Source organism: Microcystis sp. LE19-41.2A, from assembly GCF_027530405.1.
GTDB lineage: Bacteria > Cyanobacteriota > Cyanobacteriia > Cyanobacteriales > Microcystaceae > Microcystis > Microcystis aeruginosa.
Genome location: NZ_JAPZQJ010000606.1, coordinates 1 through 11177 on the forward strand (window position 1 = coordinate 1; position 11177 = coordinate 11177).

Annotated in this window: 11 protein-coding genes and 1 pseudogene; 10 read left to right on the forward strand and 2 right to left on the reverse strand. The window is 41.5% G+C overall.

Annotation, left to right across the window (positions count from 1 at the left end; genetic code table 11):
• Positions 1-748, reverse strand: a 748-nt coding sequence (locus O9290_RS25200) for a lipid kinase (RefSeq protein WP_288087652.1), incomplete at its 3' end; no start/stop codon positions are given.
• Between the two features lie 362 nt (positions 749-1110).
• Here O9290_RS25200 and O9290_RS25205 point away from each other — a divergent pair.
• On the forward strand, positions 1111-1869 hold the full coding sequence (locus tag O9290_RS25205; RefSeq protein ID WP_002762830.1) for a sulfite exporter TauE/SafE family protein: 759 nt from the start codon (positions 1111-1113) through the stop codon (positions 1867-1869).
• Between the two features lie 164 nt (positions 1870-2033).
• Positions 2034-2615, forward strand: a pseudogene (locus O9290_RS25210) (Rpn family recombination-promoting nuclease/putative transposase); the annotation flags it as partial.
• 77 nt (positions 2616-2692) lie between these two features.
• On the opposite strand, the gene O9290_RS25215 reads toward O9290_RS25210, so the two are convergent.
• Positions 2693-3247, reverse strand: coding sequence for a Uma2 family endonuclease (locus O9290_RS25215; RefSeq protein ID WP_288056551.1), 555 nt, complete (start codon positions 3245-3247; stop codon positions 2693-2695).
• 212 nt (positions 3248-3459) lie between these two features.
• Here O9290_RS25215 and O9290_RS25220 point away from each other — a divergent pair, with 212 nt between their 5' ends.
• From O9290_RS25220 to O9290_RS25255, 8 genes are all read left to right on the forward strand, one after another.
• Positions 3460-3636, forward strand: a complete 177-nt coding sequence (locus O9290_RS25220) for a DUF8621 family protein (protein WP_002762817.1) — start codon at positions 3460-3462, stop codon at positions 3634-3636.
• Positions 3633-4691 carry a DUF3326 domain-containing protein gene (locus O9290_RS25225; RefSeq protein ID WP_002762816.1) on the forward strand — a complete coding sequence of 353 codons (1059 nt, stop codon included), beginning with the start codon at positions 3633-3635 and terminating at the stop codon, positions 4689-4691. The genes O9290_RS25220 and O9290_RS25225 overlap by 4 nt, the downstream gene beginning before the upstream one ends.
• The gene (locus O9290_RS25230; RefSeq protein WP_288056550.1) at positions 4688-5266 is read left to right on the forward strand and encodes a CPBP family intramembrane glutamic endopeptidase; all 579 of its coding nucleotides are present in this window, start codon (positions 4688-4690) and stop codon (positions 5264-5266) included. The genes O9290_RS25225 and O9290_RS25230 overlap by 4 nt, the downstream gene beginning before the upstream one ends.
• A 479-nt stretch (positions 5267-5745) precedes the next feature.
• Entirely contained in the window at positions 5746-6162 is a 417-nt protein-coding gene (locus tag O9290_RS25235) for a hypothetical protein (RefSeq protein ID WP_288056549.1), read from the forward strand.
• Between the two features lie 54 nt (positions 6163-6216).
• Complete coding sequence (locus tag O9290_RS25240; protein ID WP_288056548.1) at positions 6217-8829, forward strand: nSTAND1 domain-containing NTPase; 2613 nt, start codon at positions 6217-6219, stop codon at positions 8827-8829.
• Positions 8830-8868: 39 nt separating this feature from the next.
• Positions 8869-9639 carry a hypothetical protein gene (locus O9290_RS25245; protein WP_288056547.1) on the forward strand — a complete coding sequence of 257 codons (771 nt, stop codon included), beginning with the start codon at positions 8869-8871 and terminating at the stop codon, positions 9637-9639.
• Between the two features lie 126 nt (positions 9640-9765).
• Positions 9766-10080 carry a thioredoxin gene (gene trxA, locus O9290_RS25250; protein WP_502846477.1) on the forward strand — a complete coding sequence of 105 codons (315 nt, stop codon included), beginning with the start codon at positions 9766-9768 and terminating at the stop codon, positions 10078-10080.
• Between the two features lie 508 nt (positions 10081-10588).
• On the forward strand, positions 10589-11032 hold the full coding sequence (locus O9290_RS25255) for a DUF3531 family protein (protein WP_046660663.1): 444 nt from the start codon (positions 10589-10591) through the stop codon (positions 11030-11032).
• Positions 11033-11177 lie beyond the last annotated feature (145 nt).

An 11177-nucleotide genomic window follows, 5' to 3' on the forward strand; every position in this document is an offset into this window, starting at 1 on the left:
CCTTAAGAGTTCTCACCCAAGATAATAAACCCTGTTGTCCTCGCGGTAATGTCCATAAAAGCGGGAAAATTTGCCACCAGTGTTCAATTTCTAGGCTATATAAATCTAACCTTTGATCGTCGATTTGGGCATCATGAGCGATCGGCATTCCTCCCCCATAATAACGACCATTTCCGATCGCTATTTGTAGGGTTTTAACTTTGATATTTTGGCCATCAATACCGATCATAGCGGTAAAAGGACGAGTTTTACTTAATACCTGTAAAGCTGTCCAAGCGTAGGCCAAAATCCCCAAACGTCGCTTTAAACCCTTGTTCAGTTTTTGGGTAATTTTCACACTTAATCCTAAACTAGCCACGTTGAAAAAGTATTTATTATTTACCCAACCTAGATCGATATATTTTAAATTACCTTCCGCAATAATTCGACAGGCTTCGGCAATAGAATTCGGTATCCCTAAAGTCCGGGCTAAATCATTAGCCGTTCCCAGAGGTATAATGCCTAAAGGCAGTTGAGTTTCTACCAACATATCCGCCATAGCATTAAGAGTCCCATCGCCACCACCGACAATAACTAAATCAATACTAGAGCGATATTTTTCCAGCAAAAAAGGTATATCTTCTACCTTTTTCAAAGGGACGCTGATAATTTCAAAATCCCAATTATTGAGCAGATCAACAGTTTGAGCAAAGTTTTCTTTACCCTTGCGCGAGTGACGATTGATTAGTAGTAAAGCTCTTTTAGTCATAGGTAAGTTTCTCAGCAGTGCAGGGATAAAGGTTATGTAATTAGGAGTTGCTGAATAAATGTGAAATATAGACGAGGTAAGGGTTTTAGTGGCTGGTTTTGCGAAACAGGTGCAAGTCCTTTAGGGGCGAAGCATTCGGGCATAACCTATCGCTGAAACCGTAGATTTTCTATCCGAATCCTTCGCCCTTATTTTTTCAGCAAACCCTAATTAAATCAGAAAAAATATCAGGTGATTGTCAATAATTTAGCCCCATTGATCACTAAATTTTAGTTAATAGCCCTTTCTTCGAGAAAATGTTCTACCATTGCCCCTATGTATGATAGCAAATTCAGACCCTTCAAGGCCATGAAACGAAGATAATGGCAGACAATTACTTGATTTTACTGATAACGGGCGTTTTTTCGGGCTTATTAGCGGGTTTATTCGGTATTGGGGGTGGCACTATCTCCGTGGCGATCCTGTTAAATTTGGGCCACAGTTACGGGGAATCGGTGGCTACCAGCAGTTTAGCGATCGTTTTCACTTCCCTAGGAGGTACGCTCCAAAATTGGCGATTAGGTTCCCTCAAATGGCAGCGAGTTCTCCTCTTAGGTTTACCCGGGATTTTTACGGCATTTATCGGGGTCTATCTGGTCAAATATAGCCCCAAACACCTCCTAGAAGCGGCTTTTGGTTGTTTTTTACTGCTCAATATCTATTTAACCAATCTCAAGCAAAATTTAAGCCAAAAAGAGCCAGTTTCTGCCATTAGATTGAATCCTAATCTAGCCTGTCTGCTAACCGGAGGAATCGCTGGATTTCTAGCCGGTATTTTCGGAATTGGCGGTGGGGCGATCATGGTGCCACTACAAATGATTTTTTTGGCAGAAAAGATCAAAATCGCCATTGTCACCAGTTTAGGTGTGGTTTTACTCAATTCGATCGCCGCCTGTTTCGCTCATGCCCAAGCCAGTTATATTCTTTATCTACAAGGGATTATTTTAGGTATCGGTGGTTCCCTAGGTGTACAAGTAACCACTCGTTTTTTACCGAAATTACCGGATCGATTGGTGCGGATTACTTTTTATATTTTTCTGCTACTGATGGCCATTTATTTCTTCATCCGCGCTTGCTCTTAGACCGCATCAACGGACTCGTTAAATCTCAACTTTCTAACCTTTCTAGTCTCTCCCTGATTGGCTTTTTCCGTGTTCATCAATAAAAAACGGAGAATACTTGACAAATTCGGGGGGGGAGAATAAAGGAGACATAATTTTAGATGCCTATTGTGGGTGTGGAACGACTCCATCAAGTGGTTATTTATCTAAGGAAAAGTGACTCCCCCAAAGTCCGACAGAATGATTATAAACAAGGGAAAACCTCTCATCAATTTGAAGTGATTAGACTCTGGGAACAACCCTCGGAACCCCTATTAAAGGCTCCCGGACTGTTTCCTTTTGCCATACTTGCTCAAGCTGAGAAACAAGAAAACTTACTGCGGCAAATTGCCCAAGAAATCGAGCAAATCAGCGATAGTCGAGAACAAAGTAATCTGGCTGCATCTACCGCAATTCTAGCCGGGTTAGTATTAGAGAAAGACATCATTCAACGATTATTGAGGAAAGACATCATGAAAGAATCAGTTATCTATCAAGAAATCTGGTCGGAAGGTTTACAAGAGGGACGACAAGAGGGACGACAAGAGGGAGAAGCTAACCTAGTTTTACGTCAATTAAATCGGCGTTTAGGGGACATTTCTCCCGAATTATTGCCCAATATCCGCAGTCTTGACCTAGAACAGTTAGAAAACTTGGGAGAAGCTTTGTTAGATTTTCAGTCACTACAGGATTTAGAACAATGGCTGGAAAATTGCCGAGCTAGTTAGTACAAGTAAACTAAATGCTGTCTATCCATTCCCATGGAAGCAGCAAGCTCTCAACTCCCTTGAGAGTAGTTCACATTTTAATCTATTCCGCGGTAGAGATCGGCAATCGCTAACTCTAGGTTAATACTTGACAGGATTACGCGATCGCCTGTCTCGTAAATAGTCGTTTCCCATATCCCCAGAGAATTACGGCGACGGCATTCCACGCGCTGGATTTCTTGGGAAATTAATACATATTCTTCTAAAGTTTCTATCTGTTGATAATCTTGGAATTTTTCGCCCTTGTCAAAAGCGGCCGTACTGGGGGAAAGCACTTCCGCAATTAGTTTCGGATAGCGTTTCAGATAACGATCTTGGCGATCGCGCGGATCGCAGGTAACAAAAGCATCGGGATAGTAATAAAACTGATCTTGATAGTTAACCTTGACATTACCCGAGTAAAACCGACAGTCTGTAGAGTCGCCGAAATGTTCGTCAATGACTTTGAGAAAATTGAAGGCGATGCGCTCGTGATTATCCGTACCGCCGGCCATCGCATAAACCAAACCACGTCGGTATTCATGACGGATCTGACTCTGGCGCTCGATAGCGAGATATTCTTGGGGACTGATGTAGTTGGGAACTGCGATCATAATCTCTAGGGGAAAGCCTACTATTAATCATAGTACGAGAATAGCTCTGGCTTTTTTATTCTTTGTGTGATCAGTTTAACTTATATGTATGGCGGCGATCGATCTTTGTGTCCTTCGTGTCTTTGTGGTTCCTGACCCAGAGGGCTGATAAACCAGCGCAAGAGGGCAAAATCTTGATAAACTGAGGGGATAACTATCCCCAGACAATCCCCATGACCACTCACTTTATTAGTGCCGAAATCGACCTACAGGAAACCCCGCAACAACTGCAGCAAGAAATCGAAAAAGAATTAGCCAAACGGGGTGAACCCTTGCGTTGGGCAATCACAGAAGTGGATAGCGAGAATAATCAAGTCAAAGTCGAAGCGATTGTCACCACTGCCTCGTGAATTCCCGTCCCTATACCGCCGTACTAATTATTCCCACCGGCATCGGGGCAGCGATTGGCGGTTATGCTGGGGATGGCATTCCCGTGGCCAGAGCGATCGCCCAAGTTTGTGATCGCCTAATTACCCATCCCAATGTCCTCAACGGCGCACAACTGTACTGGCCTCTGGACAACACCTATTATGTAGAGGGTTACGCTTTAGATCGTTTTGCCCGGGGGGATTGGGGATTAAGTCCCGTCCATCAAAATCGCATCGGGTTACTATTCGATCGCGCCATTGAATTTGACCTCTTGCAAAGACACCTTCAGGCTGCCGATGCTGTCCGGGCCACCCTAGGCTTAGATCTCACCGATTACCTGATCACCGATGCCCCCCTAAATGTGCAGTTGCGAGAGGCAGCCTCCGGGGCCAGTTGGGGAACAATTGGCAATCCCGACAGCTTGCTGCGGGGAGCAGAAAAACTGATTAACCAAGGCCGGGCAGAAGCGATCGCCATTGTTGCCCGTTTTCCCGACGATCCCGATAGCATTGCCCTGGCTAATTATCGCCATGGTCAGGGGGTGGATCCCCTTGCCGGGGCCGAAGCGGTAATTTCCCATCTGGTGGTGCGACAATTCCAAATACCGGCAGCCCACGCTCCCGCTTTAAGTCCGCTGCCCCTCGATCCGCAACTTTCCCCCAAGGCCGCGGCCGAAGAAATCGGTTATACTTTTTTACCCTGCGTTTTGGTGGGTTTGAGTCGCGCCCCCCAATTGGTCAAGCGGCCCGGTCCCGATGCTATTTGGAGCCGGGAGGTGGACGCGCTGATCGTTCCCGCCAGTGCGTGCGGTTCTAGCACAGTTTTGAGTTTTTGTCAAGAAAAAACTGTACTGATTTCCGTACAGGAAAATAGTACAAGAATGAAGGTGGCCCCGGAACCCCTAGGGGTGAAAGCAATTAGGGTACACTCGTATATGGAGGCGATCGGTGCGATCGTTTGTCAACGGGCAGGGGTTAACCTAGCATCTCTTCGCCCTAATTTAAACTCTTTACGCTGTTTATCCGAGAATCCGTGACTAATTCCCCTAATTCCGAATTTGATCCCCTGACACGCACACAAGTCCTCACCATTATGGCGGTAACGGCGATTATCTTGCTGGTAGTCGCCAAAGTTTGGCAATATTTCGGTGCGATCGCTATTCCCGCCATTCGCTGGACTCTCCCGGATTTCCTGTTCGGATTAGCCTTAGCGGGGGCAATTAGTGGAATTAGTGGGCTTCTCTATCGTTTTTGGTCTAGTTATCGCCATAGTGCTAATGCTTACTTAGAATTAGTCATTAAACCTTTAGCTTGGCCCGATTTAATTTGGATTGGATTACTGCCAGGGTTAAGTGAAGAATTATTATTTCGCGGGGTGATTTTGCCAGCTTTGGGCTTAAATATCTTTGGTTTAACCGTTTCTAGTCTAATTTTTGGCATCCTCCATTTTAGCGGTTCCCAACAATGGCCCTATGTTATCTGGGCAACTGTTGTCGGTTTTGCCCTCGGTTATACCGTCATCATCACCGGTAATTTATTAATCCCGATCCTCGCTCATATTATCACCAATCTCCTCGCTAGTTTTCTCTGGAAATTACAGCATAGGAGTTAGGGGATAGGGGAAGTGGGGAGATGGGGGAATGGGGAGAACAAATAAAACGCAATCTCCTGACTCACCGTTCGCTCAAATTTTTGAACTCCACCTTATTATCATGGCAAAAAAGCTTACAGCATAAAGTTTTCAGAAGACCTAGCGGTGGTTAACTTCGAGAAAATTAATACAAGGTGATCTCGAAGGGATCTGCTTCGCAATGTGCCAACTAACCTACTTAAAATCATAACTGCTTCATTTTCGTAGCGATGCCGCGGGCACAGCGAAGCTGACCGCCCAAAATAGTTCCTCGCTCCCCGCTTAATCGGTTAAAAGCCTTGCACAGAAAGCAGTTAGCCTCATTTATTGAAGCTCCCTAAGTTTAAAATAAGCGAACGGTGAGATAGGATTAGGTGTAATATCTTATTATTCCATGTCCTAGTGAGGGCAGATTCAGATACATATTTGGTTACATTAGTGCTGAAGAGGAGAACAGGAAAATGAGTAGTTCGACTAAAGACAATCAGGGAGCTAATATTTCTATTGGTAACAATGCCACTATTGGAGGCGATCTAGTTGGTAGAGATAAGATAGTCACTACAACTGCGACTGCTGAGTCGTCATTTTCTCAAGAAGAACTCTTAGAGCTTCTTAAACAATTAAAAGCATCAATCAAAGAGTCTTCCATCGATGGAGATGACAAAGATTTAGCCGTCGGTCAAGTCGCTGCTGCGATTAATGAAGCTAAAAAAGGAGGTATTAGCAATTCTCAGGAATCCCAAGAAAAATTTGGGCAATATCTCTCAGATACTAAAGATATCCTTGACAAGGTGAAAGATGTTGGGGAAATTGGAACTAAAGCTTGGCCAATTCTCGTAAAAGTCGCTAAAATGATCGGACTTTCACTTATTGTCTAATTTCTAGCATCATTGTTTTCTACATACGGTTAACTACTTTTGAGTGATGAGGTAATGGCTATGGAAGACAGTATAAATAACCAGAGTACAAGTATCTCCTTTGGCGATCAAGCAATCGTTCGAGGTGATGTTGTTGGTGGTAACAAATATGAAATTAAATTTTATGCCTTGTCATCAACTTCTGTAAGTTGGAGTCAATACCGTCAAGAGGATCGACCTAGCCAAGAAGATCCCTATAAGTTTCTAAGTTACTATGACACGACGGATGCTGATATATTCTATGGTCGGGAAGTTGTCTCGGATTTACTGGTTGCCAAAATCTCTAGTCATAAATTAGTGCTAATTAATGGAAAATCGGCAAGTGGCAAAACATCTTTAATTAATGCTGGTATCATTCCCAGACTGGTAGAAAGAGGTTACTTTACCATCGTTTTTAGAGATTATGGCTATCCCACCGACCTAATTAAAGAGGGAATTAATAATCTTGAAAATGTCAATATCGATCTGAGTCATTGTCAGACAATGGCTGAAGTTTTAAATCAGGTACGCCATGAGTCGAAACGTCCCTTAGCGATTTTCTTGGATCAATTTGAAAGATTCTTTTTAAATTTACCAGTACAGCAGCGGGCCAAGTTCACTCAAGAATTTGGTGAATGCTTAAATCAGATTCAAGCTTCATCAATTACCTTTATTATTTCTATCCGCCAGGATTTTTATGGAAATTTAGGAGAATTTTGGGAAACATCACCAGAATTTAATACTGAGAGTTACTTCTATTATTTAAAACCTTTAAACAAAAGTGAAGCTCTCAGTGCGATTAAAAAACCGTTGCAACGCCTCTATCCTAATATTATCTACCATCCTGATTTATTAGAGAATCAACTTCTACCTCAACTTCTCAAGGGAATTAATGAAGAATCGCCTGAGCAAGTCGAACCCGTTCATCTTCAGATTGTTTGTAACCGACTGTTTGATGAAGCGAGAACAAGATATCAGGAGCAACTACAAGCAGGAGAAACAGTTATTATCGAGGAAAATCTCTATCAAGAACTGGGTGGTGTTAAGGGAATTTTGCAGGGATATGTGGATGTAATTCTTGACCAATTTCTGCCTCAAGAACGGGAAGAAGCGAAGTTAATTCTCAAGCAAATGGTTACGAGTCAAGGAACTCGTGCTTTTAAGTCTCTCACGGAAATTTCTCAACAAATTGGTAATGCTCAAACGGAAATAGAAGCAGTCCTTGAAAGGCTAGACAGAAGCCGTCTTATAGAAACAATCCCTGGGGAAAAAAAATATTCTTTAACCCATGAATATTTAGTGCAGAAAGTAAATAAGTGGTATGATATTAAAGAATTAGAAATTAAGAAAGCACAAGAACTTTTTGAGAGATGTTTCGCAAATTGGAAAGTTTATCGACATCTTATTCCTGTCAATCAATTTAAGGAGATTGAACCCTTTAAAGCCAATCTTGATTTAGATTCTGAAAAAGAAAAATTACTTCAACATAGCTTATGGCGATATTATAGCGACCGTGGCTTGAAAGGATTAATTGTTTTGCTCTTCTCCGTGATTTCTGTTTATTTAATACGGGTCATTCCGAATGATATTGGTCGTTTAAAGGTAGAATCAATACAGGGAGAAAATTTGAATCATGCCACAAGAGTATTATCTGTGGAAAAGGACGGTAATGTAAAAGAAGTAAAAGTGAGTTGGGGACTTCCAGATTTGGGGGGTTTGCCAAAAGGATTTTACTATGTTGAAGTAAAAAACAATGGCTATCTTGTTAGGTATCCAGTAAAAATAGAAGGATACAGGCGTTATTTAAATCCTATCACTATCCAAATACCAACTGATAAGTTATCAGGAAATTTAACTCAAGATATGGCACTTATCCCCAAGGGCCAGTTTTTAATTGGCAATCCCCTTGAAAGCAAAAAGGAAAAGGAAAAGGAAATTGAGTTAGACAGTTTTTATATTGACAAACATGAGGTAACTAATGCTGAATATAGACAGTTTTTGCAAGAGATTGAGGAGAATCCAGCAAAATATCAGAAATTATCTGGAGATCAACTTTTCTATAAAGAGAATCCCCAAAACCATAAACCTGACAGGTGGAATCCGCCTTTTTATAATAAATGGAGTAAAGAACCAGATGCACCAGTTGTCAATGTCGATTGGAAAGACGCTTTCGCTTACTGCGCTTGGCAAGGAAAACGATTACCAACTGTTTTTGAATGGGAGAAATCTGCTTATGGCATATATAAATCATCTGACAAACCCCAAAAATATAATTATCCTTGGGGGGATAAACCTGACCCCACTAAAGTTAAAGCAAATACTGGCGATAAATGGCGAGATAAGGATAATTGGGATGATCGCCATGCGGAGAAAGTTAAAAGTTATCCCGATGGACAGAGTATATACGGTGTCTTTGATCTGATCGGTAATGCTTTTGAATGGACAGATATTTGGTATGTTGGCTCGTTAGTCGATAATGACATATCTGCTTCTTTGAAATCTGATCATAACAAACAACCTGTTAAGGGAGGCTCTTATGGACAAGACATAGCTTTATATCCGATCCATAAAACACCGCACCTAATAGATATTAGCCAAAAAAACCTGCAATATGGTTTTAGATGTGCTGTTTCTAAAGCCGATATTTGACAAAAACCAGAAATTTAAAATACCCAGGGAAAATCAGTCATGAAACTTAAATTGAGACTTCTTAGAATTCACAAGGTGGTTTTAATTGCCTTAACAATCACTCTTTTGTGTGTAATTCCTGTTTTCTCTCAAGTATCTTACAAGGCAACAGTTAGTCGGATCGTAGAAACGACAACTGGAGTTCAATTAAGTCAAGCTTCCCAGCTTAACCCAACAAATAACGTCAATCAGTTAACTCAGAATATTTACACAAAGATAAAACCTCCGGGCAATCCGTTACCGAAGATTATCATCCCTTTAGGAACTACTGAGTTGAATAAATTCCAAAACACCCTGGCTTCTAAAAAGGTATCTGCTAACTATTATCAAAGTGTCGGTGAAACCGATGACATTGGAAAAGAGGGGGGGGTGTGGGAGTCAGTTAATGTAAACTCACTTCGTTCTACTGACCCGGCTTATGCTGTCGTTCTGAGTAAGCCTAACTACGGAAAAACTAACCACTTAACTTTTAGAGTTATCGGTATTAACAATAATGTTCCTATAATTAGTTTTGCTAGTCCCGATGTTGCCCTAAAAGATAGTATATCTGTTGATTTTATCGTAGATACAGGCAATTCTGGGTTAAAGTCTGAGCAGATTGGTAAAGCTGTTGAAGCCAAAGATTATCGATTACATCATCGAGATGAGTATTCTAATTTTCAAGAATACAAAGAGGATCTATATCCTGGCCTTGTAGAAGGACAGCCACAACAGCAAGTTCAGCGTCAGTTGCCTCGAAAAGTAGATTATTTGGTGACTATTTCCCGCTAAGGACGGTAGAAAACGATGATTAATAACGAGCAAATAACCAAAATTATAGCCTATTTTTTAGTTACGATTGCCTTAATTCTTGGCTTAAATGGATGGGGTAGTCAAGCATCTGCTCAAGTTACACCAATTACTGACAAAACCTTTGCCGAAGAAGTTTTAGAAAGTAATACTTTTGTTCTGGTTGAATTTTATGTACCTTGGTGTAGTCACTGCCGTATGGTTGCACCAGTCGTGGATGAGATTGCTGAACAATATGCAGGTCGCGTAAAGGTTGTCAAAGTGAACGCAGATGAAAATCCGCGAACTGTTAGTCAGTATAACATTCGCAGCGTTCCCACTCTGATACTCTTCAAAAAGGGTCAAAAGATCGATCAGATAATAGGTGCTGTTCCGAAAGCAACCCTAGTCGATTTCATAGAGAAACATTTAGGATCTAAATGAATAGATTGCTTATCTTCTGGATTTTTTGTCATAGTTTTAAAAAGCATTGAAACTTGGTCTAGGTTGAAAAATCTTAGACTTAACCGTTCCTACAGCATATTGCTCCTCTCACCGTTCGCTCAAATTTTTGAACTCGACCTTATTATCATGGCGAAAAAAGCTTACAGCATAAAGTTTTCAGAAGACCTAGCGGTGGTTAACTTGGAGAAAATTAATCCAAGGCGATCTCGAAGGGAGCCGCTTCGCAGTGTGCCAACTAACCTACTTAAAATCACAATTGCTTCGTTTTTGTAGCAATGCCCAGGCACAGCGAAGATGACTGCCCAAAATAGTCCCTCGCTCCCCACTTAGTCGGCTAAAAGCCTTGTACAGAAAGCAGTTAGCCTCATTTATCGAAGCTCCCTAAGTTTAAAATAAGCGAACGGTGAGTTCCTGACTCTTGACTCCGAACTGCGAACCCCCAACACCCTAACACCCAACCTCTTTTTTACTTTTTACCTTTAAAAACATGGAAGTGCAATTTCGCGAATTTAATCCTTTTGATGTCTGGTTTTGGCTGGAATTTTCCACAGTTCCCTCGAATATAGAACAGCAATATGTAGAAGAAGTTTTTGCCTCTTGGTTTTATTTGGGTAAATTAGGGGCTTTCAATGCCGAAAACCTACAGGTACAAGAGGTAGGAGTCGATATTAGTTATATGGAATACGATCCAGATATGGCCGAAAATGCCTTTATGTCACCGATGCACAATATGACCGATTTTGAATACTTAGGTACTTGGGGACGTTGTTGGTTTGACCTTGGTACTAGCGATCTTATTGCTTTAGATATTTTAATCAATGCCTTGACCCAATTAAGTAAGGATTTTGTCGATATTAAACGTTTAATTATCGGTGGAGAAAATCAAGATTGGCCAATTAGCGATCGCAGTAATTATCTCTTTAGCGAATAATTAGGGTTTACTGAAAAAGTTTCTTGGTGGGGTCCGTATTCTCCGAGTCAGGAGTTTATTTTTATTTATTTATTCTCCCCACACCCTACACCCCACACCCCACACCCCACTTCCCCACTTCCCCACTTCCCCACTTCCCTAACAA

Coding starts and splice junctions, on each gene's coding strand:
- O9290_RS25205 (WP_002762830.1), top strand. CDS start 1,111: ATGGCAGACAATTACTTGATTTTACTGATAACGGGCGTTTTTTCGGGC.
- O9290_RS25215 (WP_288056551.1), bottom strand. CDS start 3,247: ATGATCGCAGTTCCCAACTACATCAGTCCCCAAGAATATCTCGCTATC.
- O9290_RS25220 (WP_002762817.1), top strand. CDS start 3,460: ATGACCACTCACTTTATTAGTGCCGAAATCGACCTACAGGAAACCCCG.
- O9290_RS25235 (WP_288056549.1), top strand. CDS start 5,746: ATGAGTAGTTCGACTAAAGACAATCAGGGAGCTAATATTTCTATTGGT.
- O9290_RS25240 (WP_288056548.1), top strand. CDS start 6,217: ATGGCTATGGAAGACAGTATAAATAACCAGAGTACAAGTATCTCCTTT.
- O9290_RS25245 (WP_288056547.1), top strand. CDS start 8,869: ATGAAACTTAAATTGAGACTTCTTAGAATTCACAAGGTGGTTTTAATT.
- O9290_RS25255 (WP_046660663.1), top strand. CDS start 10,589: ATGGAAGTGCAATTTCGCGAATTTAATCCTTTTGATGTCTGGTTTTGG.